This is a genomic window from Blautia sp. MCC270 (assembly GCF_018785605.1).
Classification (GTDB): Bacteria; Bacillota; Clostridia; order Lachnospirales; family Lachnospiraceae; genus Blautia_A; species Blautia_A fusiformis.
Genome location: NZ_WQQD01000008.1, coordinates 67,978 through 85,656 on the forward strand (window position 1 = coordinate 67,978; position 17,679 = coordinate 85,656).

Below are 17,679 nucleotides of genomic sequence, written 5' to 3' on the forward strand. Positions count from 1 at the left end.
TCTATACAGGGGTTGCCCGACTCTGACATTTCTGTCAGATGGGAGTTGTTTCTTCTTATTATAAAGGATTTTTAAGCGAATATTCTATATTATACGATATCGTTTAAAAAATGGCAATGTAAAAGTTTAACAATCAGTAGCCGTAAAGAAAAAAATGTGTTATGATATTGACTAAAAGTTTTGAAAGATATTTGCATCGGCAGCTGGTTATGGCTGTATCTGCGACGCAGATGCCGGGCAGAGACAACTTTAAAATGTTTTTAGAAGGGAAATGAAATGGCAGAATATAAACTGATCACAACAGAAGGAAGAGCGAAAAGGGGCGAGTTTAAGACGGTCCACGGAACGATCCAGACTCCTGTTTTTATGAATGTAGGAACAATTGCAGCAATTAAAGGTGCAGTTTCCACTGTGGATCTTCATGAGATCGGTACACAGGTAGAGCTGTCCAATACCTATCATCTTCATGTGCGCCCTGGCGACAAGGTGGTAAAGCAGCTGGGAGGTCTTCATGAATTTATGAACTGGGACAGACCGATCCTTACCGATTCCGGCGGATTCCAGGTGTTTTCGCTGGCGAAGCTTCGTAAGATCAAGGAAGAGGGCGTGTATTTTAACTCTCATATCGATGGTCATAAGATTTTTATGGGACCGGAGCAGAGCATGCAGATCCAGTCAAATCTGGCTTCTACCATTGCAATGGCTTTTGATGAGTGCCCAAGCAGTGTGGCAGACAGGGATTATGTACAGAAATCGGTAGCGCGTACAACACGCTGGCTTAAAAGATGCAAGGATGAGATGGCTCGTCTGAACAGTCTGCCGGATACCATTAACAAGAACCAGCTTCTTTTTGGCATTAACCAGGGGGCTGTTTATGAAGATATCCGTATTGAGCATGCCCAGGCTATCGCGGAGATGGATCTGGACGGCTATGCAGTTGGTGGCCTTGCAGTTGGTGAAAGTCATGAGGAGATGTACCGGATCCTGGATGAGGTGGTTCCGCATTTGCCGCAGAACAAGCCGACGTATCTTATGGGGGTTGGTACCCCGGCCAATATCCTGGAGGGGGTTGAGCGTGGTATTGACTTTTTTGACTGTGTATATCCCAGCCGTAACGGCCGTCATGGTCACGTGTATACCAACCATGGCAAGATGAATCTTTTTAATGCAAAGTATGAGCTGGATTCCAAACCGATCGATGAGGAGTGCCAGTGCCCGACCTGCCGTCATTACAGCAGAGCGTATATCCGTCATCTTCTGAAGGCGAAGGAGATGCTTGGCATGAGGCTTTGTGTTCTGCATAATCTGTATTTCTATAATCATATGATGGAAGAAATCAGGGATGCGCTGGATGCAGGGAATTTTGCGGCTTATAAGAAGATGCGTCTGGAAGGCTTTGAGGAAGGCAGGATCAACGGGAACCGGTAAGTTTTATTTATAAAATTTGTGTAAATTACTTTGATTTTATAAGAAAACTCTTGAAGGTTTTTTGGTTTTTGTGTATGATAGTACGAAGTGACACTTTTAGAGGTCAGTAACGGCGGGGGTACCGCAGATTATTTGTTTTTAGCAGGAGGAATTTGAAATGATCGCATCATCTACAGCGGCAGCTGGCGGACTTAGCGCGGGTCTTGGTATTGTCTGGATCGTAGTTCTGTTTGGAATTATGTATTTTATGATGATCCGTCCGCAGAAGAAGGAGCAGAAGAGAACTCAGACTATGTTGAACAGCATGGAGGTTGGTGACAGTGTTGTTACTACCAGTGGTTTTTATGGTGTTGTTATTGATATGACTGAGGAAGATGTTATTGTTGAGTTTGGTAATAATAAGAATTGCCGTATTCCTATGAGGAAGCAGGCGATTGCTGAGGTTGAGAAGGCTGATCAGGCTTCTGCTTGATGCTTTTTTCGCAATAACTTGAATATGAGAGAGGCACTGCGTTTTTTTGTGACGTGGTGTCTTTTTTTGTTTGGATGGGGGATGAAGGGATGAAGGGACGCCGGGGAAGGGGATGCTGGCTGGTCTGCGGCTTCGTCGGGGGCTGGCTTCTAGGACGCCGGAAATCTGCTAAAAGCGTTTTTAAAAAGTCCGAACTCGCGGCCTGCTGCCGCTCAGACAGCGGACTTTTGAAAAACAACGCAGATTCCCGCCGTCCAAGAATCAGCTCCCCTCCTGCAGAAGCAGAGCCATCCAGCATCCCCTTCCCCGGCTGGTGCTTCCAGTGAGAAATAGTGTCGTTTGACGGTTGGTTGTGGGTCGTCAGCGCTGCGCTGGACGACTGCAATGGCTGAGGTTGTGTTTGGGTGGTGGGACGGCTGAGGCGCTGCGCTGTCAGCCTGGGATTGCGGATGTGCCTAGAATTGCGGATGTGATGGGAGAATAGCCTTTGATGCCAGCGCAGATGGACTGTGTGGATGTGATGGGAATATGACAATTGTAATATTGTATAGAAATAAGTGGATTTTTGGTAAAATTCGTGTAATAATGATGTTACTATCAGAAATGAGAGTGACGATGGCTTTGGAATATCGTAAAATTGTAAATAAGAATGAATTTTCAGAAAGGGGTTGGATTTATGGGTCTTATCAGAGCGGCTGTGGGTGCAGCGGGTGGTACGTTGGCGGATCAGTGGAAGGAGTTTTTTTACTGTGAGGCTATGGATAAAGAAGTGATGGTTGTGAAGGGGACGAAGAGGTCTTCTTCCAGGTCTTCCAATAAGCATGGGAGTGATAATATTATTTCCAGCGGCAGCGGGATCGCTGTGGCGGATGGTCAGTGTATGATGATCGTGGAGCAGGGAAAGGTTGTTGAGGTTTGTGCGGATCCGGGAGAGTATACGTATGATGCTTCTACGGAGCCGAGTATTTTTTCAGGTAGTCTGGGTGACGGAATCAGGAAGACCTTTGATACGATCGGGAAGAGGTTTGCTTTTGGCGGTGATACGGGTAAGGATCAGAGGGTGTATTATTTTAATACCAAGGAGCTTGTGGATAACAAGTTTGGTACTGCTAATCCGATCCCGTTCCGGGTTGTGGATTCCAGGATCGGGCTGGATGTGGATGTGGCTGTGAGATGTCATGGTGTTTATTCCTATAGGATCGCGGATCCCCTTCTTTTTTATACGAATGTGTGTGGAAATGTGGAGCGGGAGTATACCAGAGAGGAGCTGGACGGACAGCTGAAGGCGGAGTTTATCAGTGCGCTGCAGCCTGCTTTCGGAAGGCTTTCGGAGCTGGAGTTGCGTCCGAATCAGATCGTGACTCATAATACGGAGCTGGAGAATGCCATGAATGAGGTGCTTTCTGCCAAGTGGGAGGAGCTTCGTGGGCTTAAGGTGGTCAGTGTGGCACTTGGTTCTGTGACATTGCCGGATGAGGATGCCGAGATGATCAAGCAGGCTCAGCGTACGGCTATGATGCGTGATCCTGCTATGGCTGCGGCTACTCTGACCGGGGCCCAGGCGGATGCTATGAAGGCTGCGGCTTCTAATTCAGCAGGGGCTATGACTGGTTTTATGGGCATGGGTATGGCTGCTAATGCAGGTGGTCTGAATGCTCAGCAGTTGTTTGAGATGGGCCAGAAGCAGCAGGCGCAGCAGCAGAGTGTACAGCAGCAGGCAGCGCAGCCGGTTTCGCCGGCAGGGAACGGAGCAGGGGCTGCGGCTGGTTCCTGGACCTGCAGTTGTGGTGCGGTTTCTTCAGGGAAATTCTGTCCGGAGTGTGGTGCATCGCGTCCGGTGGAGGACAGCTGGACCTGTTCCTGCGGTACGGTGAATAAAGGCAAGTTCTGTATGAACTGTGGAGCGAAGAAACCGGAGAAGAAGATGCAGTATCGCTGCAGCAGGTGCGGATGGGAACCGGCAGATCCGGAGAATCCACCGAAATTCTGCCCGGAGTGCGGTGATCCGTTCGGACCGGAGGATGCAGTATAGATCAGAAAGAGAGATGGTCAGGAGCAAAATGCAGGGTAACTCCTGCCGGTTGTTGGATACAGAATGATGAAGTGAGGTGAATATATGGCGAAGATGCAGGAGTTTAAGTGTCCGTGCTGTGGTGGCTCCATAGAGTTTGACAGTTCTGTGCAGAAGATGAAGTGTCCGTTTTGTGATACGGAGTTTGATGTCGGGACGTTATCGGAATATGCCCAGACTGTGGAGGAAGAGCAGCCTGAGGATATGAGCTGGTCGGATGAGGCCGGCAGTGAGTGGCAGGACGGGGAGAGTGAGGGGCTGCGTACCTATGTGTGCAAGTCCTGCGGCGGTGAGATCGTGGGAGATGCCAATACGGCAGCAACGGCCTGCCCGTTTTGCGGAAGTCCGGTGGTAATGACCGGGCAGCTGTCCGGTGCACTGAAGCCGGATTATGTGATCCCGTTTAAGCTGGACAAGAAAGCGGCAAAGGAGAGGCTGAAAAAGCATCTTACCGGTAAGAGGCTTCTGCCGAAAGCATTTAAGTCAGAGAATCATATCAGCGAGGTTAAGGGCATCTACGTTCCGTTTTGGCTGTATGACACAGACGCAGATGCAGATATCCGTTACCGTGCAACAAAGACCCGGTTCTGGAGCGATAGTGATTATGATTATACGGAGACTAGCTATTATGCAGTACACAGAAGTGGTTCTCTTGGTTTTGATCATGTACCGGTGGATGGCTCTGCCAGCATGGAAAATGATCTGATGGAGTCTATAGAGCCTTTTGATTTCAAAGAAGCGGTGGATTTTCAGACTGCGTATCTGGCTGGATATTTTGCAGATAAATATGATGTGACAGCCAGCGAGTGTGAGGAACGTGCCAATGAGCGTATCCGCCGCAGCACAGAGGCTGCATTCCGGGATACGGTGAGAGGATACGCCAGTGTGGTACCGGAGAATACCAGTATCCGGCTTCATAACGGGACAACGAAATATGCGTTATATCCCGTATGGATCCTGCAGACGAAGTGGAAGGGTGATAATTACATATTTGCCATGAATGGTCAGACAGGGAAATTTGTGGGAAATCTGCCTACAGACAAGAACGCTTTTGCACGATGGTTCCTGGGAACAACGGGGGTCGTGAGTGTGATCACTTATATTATCCTGTATCTGATCTGGGCTTTGTAGGGAGGTGGATGCCATGAAAAAAAGAATATCTGTATTTTTGATATCGATCCTTTTGTATCTGGCATGTGCTTTTCCAGTATGGGCAGGCACCGTAAGCCGTCTGGATGACCAGGCGGGCCTTCTGGATGCAGAGCAGCAGGAGAGCCTGAGCAGTACTCTGGATGAGATCAGTGAGCGGGATCAGGTAGATGTTGTGGTCGTTACCGTTAACAGTCTTGAGGGAAAAACAGCCCAGGCGTATGCGGAGGATTATTTTATTGACCATGGATATGGACAGGGGGAAAATGGTGACGGTATTTTATTCCTGTTGGATATGGGAGACCGTAACTGGGCCATTGCAACACACGGATATGCGATAGAAGTGTTTACGGATGCCGGACAGTCCTACATCATGGATCAGGTGAAGCCTTATTTAAGTGACGGTGATTATAACGAAGCGTTTCATAAGTTTGCCACGGAATGCGATGATTTTATCACGCAGGCAGATGAGGCAGAGCCATACGATGTGGAAAACCTTCCGGATGAGCCTTTTGCGGTTGGGATAAACCTGCTGATCGCTCTTGCTGTGGGGCTTGTGGCAGGATTACTGGTGACCGGAAATATGAGAAGAAAGCTGAAAACTGTGCGAAAACAGGATTGGGCGGCTTCTTATGTGCGGCAGGGCAGTATGAATGTGACCAGAAGTAATGATTTTTACCTCTACAGTACGGTATCAAAATCCGCAAAACCGAAAAATGAGGATAATAACGGTGGTTCCAGCACCCATACCTCATCTTCCGGTGATACCTTCGGTGGTTCTAGCGGGAAATTCTGAGAAGATCATCAGGAAAAACAGAATATGATAAAAAAAGAAAGACTGCGGTACCGGAATGGTAGGGCAGTTTTTCTTTTTTCTGTGTGCGAAAGTATGTCTCTGTGGCGGCAGAAACAGGGAATTGCCGTTTATTTTTTGCATTCCGGAAATAACTTTATCTATTTAATAGGTTGAAATCCGTCGAAAAGTGCGTTATGATAATAACAATTATCCACACCAGTGCGTTAAAATTTTACAGCACAGGGGAAATCGGAGGAGTGAATAAAATGGAGTACAAGATTGCCCTGATTCCGGGAGACGGAATCGGTCCGGAGATTGTTGCCGAGGCCAAAAAAGTTTTAGACAGAGTATGTGAGAAATACAGTCATAAATTTTCATACACAGAGGTTCTTTTAGGAGGGGCATCCATTGATGCTCACGGAGTACCTCTTACAGAGGAAGCCATTGCCCAGGCAAAAGCTTCTGATGCAGTACTGATGGGTTCCATTGGCGGCGATGCCAAGACATCCCCGTGGTACAAGCTGGAGCCGTCCAAACGCCCGGAGGCAGGTCTTCTTGCGATACGTAAGGCGCTGAACCTGTTTGCAAACCTTCGTCCGGCTTATCTTTACAATGAGCTTCGTGATGCATGCCCGCTCCGTGATGAGATCATCGGAGATGGTTTTGACATGATCATCGTAAGAGAGCTTACAGGAGGTCTTTATTTCGGAGCAAGAAAGACTACTGAGGAGAACGGAGTCCGCACAGCAGTAGATACTCTTTCTTATAATGAGAATGAGATCCGCCGTATTGCCATTAAGGCATTTGAGATCGCACGTAAGAGAAGAAATAAGGTTACAAGTGTAGATAAAGCCAATGTTCTTGATTCTTCCAGACTCTGGAGAAGTGTAGTAGAGGATGTGGCAAAGGACTATCCGGATGTAACACTGGAGCATATGCTGGTTGATAACTGTGCAATGCAGCTGGTACGTGATCCGAAGCAGTTTGATGTTATCCTTACAGAAAACATGTTCGGAGATATCCTCTCTGATGAGGCAAGTATGGTGACCGGTTCTATCGGAATGCTTTCCTCCGCAAGCTTAAATGAGACAAAGCTTGGTCTCTATGAGCCGAGCCATGGTTCTGCACCGGATATCGCAGGCCAGAACAAGGCAAACCCCATCGCAACCATTCTTTCCGCTGCTATGATGCTGAGATATTCTCTGGATCTTGATAAAGAAGCAGATGCTGTGGAAACAGCAGTACAGAAGGTTCTTACAGAGGGTTACAGAACAGGAGATATCATGTCTGACGGATGCAAGCTTGTCGGAACCAAAGAGATGGGCGATCTGATCGCAGATGCCATTGCATAAATGAAGCGGGACAGAGAGAAGAAAACGAAACAGAACAGAAAAAACCGGTACCTGGAAGAGGAAGTCTATAAAGATACCGGATCCTATCGTAAAGAATAAAAAGGAGAGACCTTAAAAATGAAAAGTGATACCGTAAGAAAAGGCACACAGCAGGCACCACATCGTTCCCTGTTCAATGCCCTTGGAATGACAAAGGAAGAAATGGACAAACCACTGGTAGGAATCGTAAGTTCTTATAACGAGATCGTACCGGGACATATGAACCTTGACAAAATTGTAAATGCTGTAAAGCTCGGCGTTGCAATGGCTGGCGGCACACCGGTTGTATTTCCGGCGATCGCAGTATGTGACGGAATCGCAATGGGACACGTTGGAATGAAATATTCCCTTGTAACACGTGACCTGATCGCAGATTCCACAGAGGCCATGGCACTGGCTCATCAGTTCGATGCTCTGGTCATGGTTCCCAACTGTGACAAAAACGTACCTGGCCTTCTGATGGCAGCGGCAAGGATCAACGTTCCTACTGTATTCGTAAGCGGCGGTCCGATGCTTGCCGGCCATGTAAAAGGACACAAAACCAGTCTTTCCAGTATGTTTGAGGCAGTAGGATCCTATGCAGCAGGAACCATCACAGCAGATGATCTGGAAGAATTCGAGAACAAAACCTGCCCGACCTGCGGATCATGTTCCGGTATGTACACTGCGAACAGCATGAACTGCCTGACAGAGGTTCTCGGTATGGGACTGAAAGGAAACGGTACCATCCCGGCAGTATACTCTGAACGTATCCGTCTTGCAAAGCATGCAGGAATGCAGGTAATGGAAATGTACAGAAGGAACATCCGCCCAAGAGACATTATGACAAAAGAGGCAGTTTTAAATGCACTTACAGTAGATATGGCACTTGGATGCTCCACAAACAGTATGCTTCATCTTCCGGCTATCGCACATGAGATCGGAATGGATTTTGATATCAGCTTTGCAAATGAGATCAGTGAGAAGACCCCGAACCTTTGCCACCTTGCACCGGCAGGCCCGACCTACATGGAAGATCTTAATGAGGCCGGTGGTGTCTATGCGGTCATGAATGAGCTGAACAAGCTGGGACTTCTCCATACAGAGTGTATGACAGTAACCGGAAAAACAGTAGGTGAGAATATCAAAAACTGTGTAAACCTGAATCCGGATGTTATCCGCCCTATCGACAATCCATATACAAAGACAGGCGGACTTGCCGTACTGAAAGGAAACCTTGCACCGGATGGTGGTGTTGTAAAACGTTCTGCAGTTGTACCGGAGATGCTGGTACATGAAGGTCCTGCACGTGTATTTGACAGCGAGGATGACGCAATTGTTGCCATCAAGAGCGGTAAGATCGTAGAGGGAGATGTTGTGGTTATCCGCTATGAGGGACCAAAGGGTGGCCCTGGAATGAGAGAGATGCTGAACCCTACATCTGCCATCGTGGGAATGGGACTTGGTTCTTCCGTAGCCCTGATCACCGACGGACGTTTCAGCGGTGCATCCAGAGGAGCCGCTATCGGACACGTATCACCGGAGGCAGCAGTAGGCGGCCCGATCGCACTGGTTGAGGAAGGCGATATCATCAGCATCAATATTCCGGAGCTGAAACTGGAGATCAAGGTTTCAGATGAAGAGATGCAGGCTAGAAGAGAAAAATGGCAGCCAAGAGAGCCGAAGGTGACAACCGGATATCTGGCAAGATACGCTTCCATGGTAACATCCGGAAACCGTGGTGCGATCCTGGAAGTACCGAAAGCAAAATAAGGAGGAACGAAAGATATGCAGCTTACAGGTGCAGAGATCATCGTAGAATGTCTGAAGGAACAGGGCGTTGATACCGTATTTGGATATCCGGGCGGCGCGATCCTGAATGTTTACGATGCCTTATATGAATACAAAGATGAGATCACACATGTACTGACCTCCCACGAGCAGGGTGCATCCCATGCTGCTGACGGTTATGCAAGAGCGACCGGAAAGGTAGGTGTCTGCCTGGCAACCTCCGGTCCAGGAGCAACTAACCTGGTAACAGGGATCGCGACTGCATACATGGATTCCGTACCGATGGTAGCCATTACTGCAAACGTAGGAAGACCACTCCTGGGAAGAGATTCTTTCCAGGAGGTTGATATCGCAGGTATCGTAATGCCTGTAACAAAATACAGTTTCATCGTAAAGAATATCGAAGATCTTGCAGATACGTTAAGAAGAGCATTTTATATTGCAAAAAGCGGAAGACCCGGCCCGGTGCTTGTGGATGTCCCGAAGGATATCACAGGAATGAAATATGAATATGAGCCATGCCATCCGGCTACGGTTAACCGTGAGATCAAAAGTATCCGTAAAGAAGATATTGATCAGGCACTGGAAATGATCAGAGAGGCAGAGAAACCGTTTATTTTTGTTGGCGGCGGATGTGTGATCTCCGGTGCTGACCAGGAAGTACGTGAGCTGGCTCGCAGGATCCAGGCTCCTGTCTGCGATACTCTGATGGGCAAGGGCACCTTCCCGGGAGAAGATCCTCTCTATACAGGTATGGTAGGTATGCACGGAACCAAGACTTCCGATCTTGGCGTAACAGAGTGCGATCTTCTTATTGTTCTCGGTGCACGCTTCAGTGACCGTGTAACAGGAAATACCAAAACTTTTGCACATAATGCAAAAATCCTTCAGATCGATGTGGATGCTGCGGAGATCAATAAAAATATCAAAGTGGATGCCAGTGTGATCGGTGATGTGAAGGAAGTGCTGAAACGCCTTCTGGAGGAAATTCCGAAGAAAGAACATCCGGAGTGGATCGCACATATCCAAGAATTGAAATCAAAATATCCGCTGAATTATGATCACACACAGCTTACAGGTCCGTATATTATAGAGAAGCTTTATGAGTTGACCAACGGTGATGCGATCATCTCCACAGATGTTGGACAGCATCAGATGTGGGCGGCGCAGTATTATAAATACAAAGAGCCGAGAACTCTTCTTACTTCCGGCGGCCTTGGAACCATGGGCTACGGCCTTGGCGCTGCAATTGGCGCGAAGATGGGCAGACCGGAAAAAACAGTTGTAAATATAGCAGGTGACGGATGCTTCCGTATGAATATGAATGAGCTGGCAACAGCTGCACGCTGTGGCAGACAGCTGATCCAGATTGTTATGAACAATCATGTACTGGGAATGGTGCGTCAGTGGCAGACGCTTTTCTATGGAAAGAGATATTCTTCCACAGTACTGGATGACGCCGTTGATTTTGTGAAATTATCAGAGGCGCTGGGTGCAAAAGCCATTCGTGTGACAAAGATGGAGGATGTGGAGCCTGCACTTAAGATGGCACTGGCAGCAGAGGGACCTGTCGTTCTGGATTGCTGGATCGATCAGGATCTGAGTGTGTTCCCGATGGTACCGGCTGGTGCGAACCTTGATGATGTATTTGACGAGGAGGATATGAAGAAACATGAGTAGAGTGTATAATTTTTCTGCCGGACCGGCAGTGCTTCCAGAGGAAGTACTCAAAGAAGTAGCGGATGAGATGATGGATTATAACGGCACAGGAATGTCTGTTATGGAAATGAGCCACAGAAGTGCAGCTTTTCAGGAGATCATTGATACTGCAGAGAAAGATCTTCGCGAGCTTATGAACATTCCGGATAACTACAAGGTACTTTTCCTTCAGGGAGGAGCATCCCAGCAGTTTGCCATGATCCCGATGAACCTTATGAAAAACAAGGTCGCAGATTATATCGTAACAGGACAGTGGGCAAAAAAAGCTTATCAGGAAGCTCAGAAATACGGAAAAGCAAACAAGATCGCCTCTTCTGAAGATAAAACCTTCAGCTATATCCCGGACTGCAGTGATCTGCCGATCAGCCCGGATGCAGACTACGTATACATCTGTGAGAACAACACCATTTACGGCACAAAATTCAAAAAACTTCCAAACACAAAAGGTAAGACTCTGGTAGCAGATGTATCCTCCTGCTTCCTGTCTGAGCCGGTGGATGTAAGCAAATATGGTATTATCTATGGCGGTGTTCAGAAGAACATCGGACCGGCAGGCATGGTTATCGTGATCATCCGTGAGGACCTGATCACAGAGGATGTTCTTCCGGGAACCCCAACCATGCTTACTTATAAGACACATGCAGACGCAGGCTCTCTTTACAATACGCCGAATGCTTACTGCATCTATGTATGCGGAAAAGTATTTAAATGGCTGAAGAAGATGGGCGGTCTGGAAGTGATGAAACAGCGCAATGAGGAAAAAGCAAAAATCCTTTATGATTACCTGGATTCCAGCAAGCTGTTCAAAGGAACTGTAGTTCCGGAAGACAGATCTCTTATGAATGTACCGTTCGTAACCGGTGACAAGGAAATGGATGCCAAGTTTGTCAAAGAGGCAACTGAAGCAGGACTTGTAAACCTGAAAGGACACCGTACTGTTGGCGGAATGCGTGCCAGCATCTACAATGCCATGCCAAAGGCCGGCGTAGAGGCACTGGTTGCATTCATGAAAAAATTCGAGGAGGAGAATGCATAATGTTCCAGTATCATTGCCTGAATCCTATCGCTGAAAAAGGTCTGAAACTTTTTGGCGATAATTATAAAAAAACAGAGACCGCTGACCAGTGTGACGCAATCCTTGTAAGAAGTGCAAAAATGCACGACATGGAGCTGCCGAAGAGCGTTTGCGCAGTTGCACGTGCAGGTGCAGGCGTCAATAATATTCCGGTTAAGGAGTATGCAGAGAAGGGGGTTGTTGTATTCAACACGCCTGGAGCTAACGCAAACGGCGTAAAAGAGCTGGTACTTGCAGGTATGCTCCTTGCATCCAGAGATATCGTAGGAGGTATCGAGTGGGTTGCACAGGAGAAAGATAAAGAGCACATCGGCAAGCTTGCCGAGAAGCAGAAAAAACAGTTCGCAGGATGCGAGATCAGCGGCAAAAAGCTTGGTATCATCGGTCTTGGAGCCATCGGAGCCATGGTGGCAAACGCAGCATGCGGTCTTGGCATGGAAGTATATGGCTATGACCCATATCTTTCTATTGATGCGGCATGGAACCTGTCCAGAACCATCAAGCACAGCAAGAGCCTGGATGAGATCTACAGCCAGTGCGATTATATCACCATTCATGTGCCGCTTCTTGACAGCACTAAGAAGATGATCAACAAAGAAGCTTTCGATAAGATGAAGGACGGCGTAGTTCTTCTGAATTTTGCAAGAGATCTTCTTGTTGATGAGGATGCGCTGATCGAGGCTGTTGAGAGTGGCAAGGTTAAGAAGTATGTAACTGACTTTGCAAATGAGACAGTTGCAGGACGCGAGGGTATTCTGGTAACTCCGCATCTTGGTGCGTCTACAGAGGAATCTGAAGAGAACTGTGCAGAGATGGCTGTAAAAGAGATCCGTGATTACCTTGAGAATGGTAATATCAAAAATTCTGTTAATTATCCGAACTGTGATATGGGTACCTGTGTGGCTGTCGGAAGAATCTCTCTTGCGCACAGCAACACACCGAATATGATCAGTCAGGTTACCAAGATCCTTGGATCTGAGGGACTGAATATTGCGGATATGACGAATAAGAGTAAAGGGGAGTTTGCTTATACTCTTATTGATCTTGAGAGTGCGGCATCTGCTAAGGCGTTGGATGAACTCAAGGAGATTGAGGGAATGTATAGGGTGCGTGTTGTTAAGTAAAGTAACAAGAGGTTAGAAATACTTTTTTTTAAATACTGTGTGGCGTTTGCTTTTTTTGGCGAATGGCGCACAGTATTTTTTTGAGGAAAAAAGGAAAACCGCAAAGGGGCCGCAAAGCCGCGGCCCCTCTGCACACCCCTCGGGCTTTTTTTTAGGAGTGCTTGGTTGTGGAGGACGGGAGTTTGGTTGACTTGTGTCTGTATGCGACGGTGCTGGGAACGAAAGGTTGAGCCGATGGAGGAGAACGGCTTGAAGGGGTTGTTGAGAGTGAAAAAGTCTTGAGGCCGTTATAGGTATGTGACGGTATTGGATGTGGAAGGTTGAGCCGAGAGTGAGGGTGGGAGGGCGTTGGTAGGTCTCGATGTGCGGGGCACATCTGCGGATTTTTTGGAATAATATAGAAGTGAATTTGAGTGGTAAATATATCAAATGCAGATATATTAAATGATCAAATGCAAATATATCAAATGTAAATATATCAAATGCAGATATATCAAATTCAAATATATCAAATAATCAAATGTAAATATATCAAATGCGAATATATTAAATGTAAATATATTAAATGTAAATATATCAAATACAAATATAATGTGCAAATATAATATGCGTAATGATATTGGTTGTAAATTTTTATACGATAAGACATTAATAAAAATATATGATATAACAGGGAAAATATGTAGAACACACAACAATTGGCGGATAGGCGCGAAGCGCTGTTTCCGCGGTACGTGCCCGGAAAGAGGGGGTGCAGGGGGAGAAAAACGGGCTTCGTAACTTTGAGTGCTTTCTCCCCCTGCGGTGTTTTCTCAGCTTTTCAAAGCCAATAAACAAAAAAATAATTCAATAAAAGAAAAACATACACTACTTGCGGGATGCAATGAAGTCAAGAACTTCATCTCTTTCAGGCATTACGCGGAGTGCTCCCTTCTTTGTTGTGATGAGAGAAGCTGCTGCATTTGCAAAAGTAAGAAGCTCTGCGAGATTTTCGTCAGTGAGATCCTCAAGACCGTGTTCCAGCACATAATTCAGGGTGCTTGCACAGAAGGTGTCTCCTGCACCGGTGGTTTCAATGGTTTTTTCCTGAAGGAAAGGAGCAGCCTCGACCTTCCGTCCGCGATAATAAGCGCGGCTTCCGTCTTTTCCCATTGTGATCAGCACAAGCGGGATATGATATTTTTCTTCGATAAGGGCAGCACCCTTATCATAATCTGTTGTGTCAAAAAGAAATTCCACTTCATTATCAGAAATCTTCAGTACATCACAGCGTTCCATGCCGTATTCGATCTCTTTGCGGGCATCGTTCAGATCCTTCCAGAGTGGAGGGCGTAAGTTCGGGTCAAAGGTGATGATGCATCCGGCTTCTTTTGCCACGTCAAGAGCATAGCGGGTTGCTTCACGGACACCCTCATGTGTGGAAGAAAGCGTGCCGAAATGGAAGATCCTGGAATTGCGGATCAGATCGGCATCTACCTCATCCTTTGTCAGCATCATATCTGCACCTGGATTACGGTAGAAAGAAAAATCACGGTCTCCGTCCGGGTAAGTATGTACAAAAGCAAGGGTAGTGTGAATTTCATCGTCCATGACAAGATTTCTGGTATCAATGCCGCATTCTTCTACGGCAGCCTTCAGCTGCTTGCCGAACATGTCGTTTCCGACCTTTCCGATAAATGCAGTTTTTTTGCCAAGACGGTTCAGCATGGCAAGAACGTTACAGGGAGCTCCGCCCGGGTTTGCCTCGAAAGTAGGGTTTCCTTGGGAACTGTCACCGTTTTCTGTGAAGTCGATCAGAAGCTCGCCGAGAGCTGTTACATCATACTGTCTGTTTTCCATTGATGATTCCTCCTGATAAGTTATTTGTTTCATATTCTGCTTCATATTATAATCGTTACACATGATTTTGGGAAGAACCAAATCGAATTATTTTCTGTTCTGTTACCGGTTACTTGTGGTGCTTTTTGCGAAGATTAGAACTGTTATCTTTATTTTTCTGTAAAATGGTGGTAAACTTAGTCTATAAAACAACAAATATGATGGAGGAGACGATTATGGCTGATAAAGCGTATGAATATATGGATTGGCCCCGGATCGAGGCAATCGTTTATGGGGAGGAGGCATCACCTCGTGATGTGATGCAGCCAAGGGTAACAGAGGATGGCGTTCTGATCCAGGGATTTTTTCCGGGAGCGGATGCTGCAGAGGTTGTTGTAGGGGAAAAGAGTTATCCGATGATTCTGGAAGATGAGGCTGGTTATTATGCTGTAATGCTTCCACTGAAAAGGATTCCGGAATATCGTTTCCGTGTGATAAGAGGAAGCAGGAAAGAGACTTTTTACGATGCGTATGAATGTCCATGCCAGATCACGGAAGAGGAGGAACGAGCTTTTTGTGCCGGTGTCTATTACAAGGCATATGAGAAGCTGGGAGCGCATCCGGGGACCTGTGGCGAGGTAGAAGGAACATATTTTGCTGTCTGGGCACCCAATGCAATCCGTGTCAGTGTGGTCGGTGATTTTGACAGGTGGGATGGAAGGCGTCTTCCGATGCATCGGATGCCAATGTCCGGAATTTTTGAGATTTTTGTTCCAGGTGTACAGGCAGGGGCCTCTTACCAGTATGAGATCAAGATCAAAGGCGGCGATGTACAGCGGAAGTCTGATCCTTACGGAAATGGAACTCAGGGAGCGCCGTCTGTGATTTCTGTTGTAACAGAGCTGGGGGATTTTTTATGGCAGGATGAAGCGTGGATGAAGGAACGTGAAAGGTTTGCCAGCCGTGAAGTTCCGGTTTCTATTTATGAAACGGATGTAACAGAGTGGAAAAACAGTGGTGAATTGGTGGAGTTTCTGAAGGAAACCGGTTATACGCATGTAGAATTTCATCCGGTGATGGAGTATCTTGACCGAAGTTCAGGAGGATATTCTACGTCTGCGTATTATGCTGTGACTACCCGTTTTGGGACTGCGGCAGATTTCCGGACACTGGTGGAGGATCTTCATCAGGCAGGGATTGGCGTGATCCTGGACTGGACACCGGCTCAGTTTCCGCGGTTTGATGCAGGGCTTGAGAAATTTGACGGAACTCCTCTTTATGAAGTACAGGATCCGGCTATGGCCGTTCATCCGATGTGGGGCACCATGCTTTATAATTACGGAAGTCCTATGGTCAAAGATTTTCTTATTTCCAATGCGTTTTTCTGGCTGGATGAATTTCATGTGGACGGATTTCGGATGGATGATGTAGATGCGATGCTGTATCTGGATTTTGGAAGAGAGGCGGGACAGTGGACGGCTAATCTTTATAGTTCTAATGAGAATCTTCAGGCACTGGAGTTTCTGAAGCATCTGAATTCTATTGTGAAGAAGCAGTATCCGGGGATTCTTCTGATCGCACAGGAGGATGGTTTATGGCCGCAGCTTACAGACAGTGTGGAGAATGATCATCTGGGGTTTGACTATAAATGGAGTGGTGGCTGGACAAAGGATCTTCTTTCTTATCTGGAAGCAGAGCCTTTGGATAGACGAAATTATTATGATCAGCTGACGCTTTCCATGATGTATGCATATAGTGAGCATTATGTACTGACTCTGGGGAAGAGAGATGTGGGTACGTTAAAAGAGTTTCTGGAGAAGCTTCCGGGATCTTCAAGGCAGAAGGATGCTCAGCTGCGTGCTGCGTATGGCTATCTGATGCTTCATCCGGGTGTGAAGATGACTGCGCCGGATGGGGATGTGGGGCCGGAAATGAGGGCGTATCTGCATGATCTGAATGAACTTTACAGGAATCATCCGGCGTTGTATGCAATGGATGGTAATTCGGATGGGTTTGAGTGGATCCAGTTTACCAGCTATGATGAGAATGTGGTTGCGTTTCTTCGTAAGACGGAAAAGCCGGAAGAAACGATTCTTGCGGTGTGTAATTTTTCACCGGTATCTTATGACAGTTACCGGGTTGGTGTGCCTTTTGCGGGGAAATATAAGGAAATTTTCAACAGTGACAGTGAAAAGTTTGGCGGACAGGGTGTGGTGAACGCACGGGCGAAAGCGGCTATTCATATGGAGTGTGATAACAGGGAATTTTCTTTGAAGCTGAAGCTTCCGGCTTATGGTGTGGCGGTATTTGGGTGTACACCGGAGAAGGGGGATGTGAAGAAAAACTCTGTGAAGAAAGGAAATGTGAAAAAGACTGTGGGGAAAAGCAGGGGAAAGCGTATGGATAAAGCGAAAATGACGGTGGTTGAAAAATCTGTGGCTGTAAAGGATGCGGTAAAGGTTGTGAAACGGGTGGCTTCTCGCAGGAAGGGGGCTTCCGGGGATGAGTGATGGTTTGTGAATTAAATGGGAATATGGTTGGGGGTGATTGGGGTGGTGAGGATTTGAGTGGATTGTAGGAAAAAGTGCTTGCATTTTTTGTAAAATACGGTATAATATCAGTTGTGTTTAGCACAAGCTGGAATAGCTCAGTCGGTAGAGCACTTCACTCGTAATGAAGGGGTCGTGAGTTCGAGTCTCATTTCCAGCTTATATATGACTGATGGGAGTCCGGTGTCTTTGGAATGTGAAGATGCCGGGCTTTTTTTGGTGTGTATGGATGTGGTCGAGGGACGCCAGAGGAAGGTGGCATCGCTCCGGGCAGGGACTCCGTCGGGGGATACTACTAGGGCTCCGTGAGACGGCTA

The 17,679-nt window shown here is 47.0% G+C and carries 12 protein-coding genes and 1 tRNA gene; 12 read left to right on the plus strand and 1 reads right to left on the minus strand.

The annotated features are described in order from the left end of the window. Positions 1-276 precede the first annotated feature (276 nt). The 10 genes from tgt to GPK58_RS03720 all read left to right on the plus strand — a co-directional run bounded on the left by tgt (position 277) and on the right by GPK58_RS03720 (position 12,995). On the plus strand, positions 277-1,428 hold the full coding sequence (gene tgt / locus GPK58_RS03675; protein WP_015527155.1) for a tRNA guanosine(34) transglycosylase Tgt: 1,152 nt from the start codon (positions 277-279) through the stop codon (positions 1,426-1,428). Between the two features lie 157 nt (positions 1,429-1,585). Further along, positions 1,586-1,900 carry a preprotein translocase subunit YajC gene (gene yajC, locus GPK58_RS03680; RefSeq protein WP_015527154.1) on the plus strand — a complete coding sequence of 105 codons (315 nt, stop codon included), beginning with the start codon at positions 1,586-1,588 and terminating at the stop codon, positions 1,898-1,900. A 676-nt stretch (positions 1,901-2,576) separates the two neighbouring features. Further along, positions 2,577-3,932, plus strand: a complete 1,356-nt coding sequence (locus GPK58_RS03685; RefSeq protein WP_015527153.1) for an SPFH domain-containing protein — start codon at positions 2,577-2,579, stop codon at positions 3,930-3,932. An 84-nt stretch (positions 3,933-4,016) separates the two neighbouring features. Beyond that, positions 4,017-5,102: a hypothetical protein gene (locus GPK58_RS03690; protein WP_015527152.1), complete on the plus strand. Its 1,086-nt coding sequence runs from the start codon at positions 4,017-4,019 to the stop codon at positions 5,100-5,102. A 13-nt stretch (positions 5,103-5,115) separates the two neighbouring features. Continuing rightward, positions 5,116-5,916 carry a TPM domain-containing protein gene (locus tag GPK58_RS03695; protein WP_215638222.1) on the plus strand — a complete coding sequence of 267 codons (801 nt, stop codon included), beginning with the start codon at positions 5,116-5,118 and terminating at the stop codon, positions 5,914-5,916. Between the two features lie 266 nt (positions 5,917-6,182). Then, positions 6,183-7,268 carry a 3-isopropylmalate dehydrogenase gene (gene leuB, locus GPK58_RS03700; protein WP_015527150.1) on the plus strand — a complete coding sequence of 362 codons (1,086 nt, stop codon included), beginning with the start codon at positions 6,183-6,185 and terminating at the stop codon, positions 7,266-7,268. Between the two features lie 117 nt (positions 7,269-7,385). Continuing rightward, positions 7,386-9,059, plus strand: coding sequence for a dihydroxy-acid dehydratase (ilvD, locus tag GPK58_RS03705; RefSeq protein ID WP_021651413.1), 1,674 nt, complete (start codon positions 7,386-7,388; stop codon positions 9,057-9,059). A gap of 15 nt (positions 9,060-9,074) precedes the next feature. Continuing rightward, on the plus strand, positions 9,075-10,757 hold the full coding sequence (gene ilvB / locus GPK58_RS03710; RefSeq protein ID WP_015527148.1) for a biosynthetic-type acetolactate synthase large subunit: 1,683 nt from the start codon (positions 9,075-9,077) through the stop codon (positions 10,755-10,757). Then, entirely contained in the window at positions 10,750-11,832 is a 1,083-nt protein-coding gene (serC, locus tag GPK58_RS03715) for a 3-phosphoserine/phosphohydroxythreonine transaminase (RefSeq protein WP_015527147.1), read from the plus strand. The genes ilvB and serC overlap by 8 nt, the downstream gene beginning before the upstream one ends. Next, complete coding sequence (locus GPK58_RS03720; RefSeq protein ID WP_021651414.1) at positions 11,832-12,995, plus strand: phosphoglycerate dehydrogenase; 1,164 nt, start codon at positions 11,832-11,834, stop codon at positions 12,993-12,995. Before serC ends, GPK58_RS03720 begins: the two co-directional genes overlap by 1 nt. 867 nt (positions 12,996-13,862) lie before the next feature. Here the strand turns inward: GPK58_RS03720 and GPK58_RS03725 are convergent. After that, positions 13,863-14,834 (minus strand): carbohydrate kinase family protein, encoded by a 972-nt coding sequence (locus tag GPK58_RS03725; RefSeq protein WP_022427213.1) that lies wholly within the window; start codon positions 14,832-14,834, stop codon positions 13,863-13,865. A 215-nt stretch (positions 14,835-15,049) separates the two neighbouring features. Between GPK58_RS03725 and glgB the strand changes: the two genes are divergently transcribed. Beyond that, a complete protein-coding gene (glgB, locus tag GPK58_RS03730; protein ID WP_215638223.1) occupies positions 15,050-17,323 on the plus strand; it encodes a 1,4-alpha-glucan branching enzyme in 2,274 nt (757 codons plus the stop codon). A gap of 126 nt (positions 17,324-17,449) precedes the next feature. Further along, positions 17,450-17,522: transfer RNA gene (locus tag GPK58_RS03735), tRNA-Thr, on the plus strand. Positions 17,523-17,679 lie beyond the last annotated feature (157 nt).

Excerpts from the sequence above, each read along its gene's own strand:
- ilvD (WP_021651413.1), top strand. The coding sequence starts at position 7,386 with ATGAAAAGTGATACCGTAAGAAAAGGCACACAGCAGGCACCACATCGT.
- tgt (WP_015527155.1), top strand. The coding sequence starts at position 277 with ATGGCAGAATATAAACTGATCACAACAGAAGGAAGAGCGAAAAGGGGC.
- yajC (WP_015527154.1), top strand. The coding sequence starts at position 1,586 with ATGATCGCATCATCTACAGCGGCAGCTGGCGGACTTAGCGCGGGTCTT.
- GPK58_RS03695 (WP_215638222.1), top strand. The coding sequence starts at position 5,116 with ATGAAAAAAAGAATATCTGTATTTTTGATATCGATCCTTTTGTATCTG.
- GPK58_RS03685 (WP_015527153.1), top strand. The coding sequence starts at position 2,577 with ATGGGTCTTATCAGAGCGGCTGTGGGTGCAGCGGGTGGTACGTTGGCG.
- GPK58_RS03690 (WP_015527152.1), top strand. The coding sequence starts at position 4,017 with ATGGCGAAGATGCAGGAGTTTAAGTGTCCGTGCTGTGGTGGCTCCATA.
- ilvB (WP_015527148.1), top strand. The coding sequence starts at position 9,075 with ATGCAGCTTACAGGTGCAGAGATCATCGTAGAATGTCTGAAGGAACAG.
- serC (WP_015527147.1), top strand. The coding sequence starts at position 10,750 with ATGAGTAGAGTGTATAATTTTTCTGCCGGACCGGCAGTGCTTCCAGAG.
- GPK58_RS03725 (WP_022427213.1), bottom strand. The coding sequence starts at position 14,834 with ATGGAAAACAGACAGTATGATGTAACAGCTCTCGGCGAGCTTCTGATC.
- GPK58_RS03720 (WP_021651414.1), top strand. The coding sequence starts at position 11,832 with ATGTTCCAGTATCATTGCCTGAATCCTATCGCTGAAAAAGGTCTGAAA.
- glgB (WP_215638223.1), top strand. The coding sequence starts at position 15,050 with ATGGCTGATAAAGCGTATGAATATATGGATTGGCCCCGGATCGAGGCA.
- leuB (WP_015527150.1), top strand. The coding sequence starts at position 6,183 with ATGGAGTACAAGATTGCCCTGATTCCGGGAGACGGAATCGGTCCGGAG.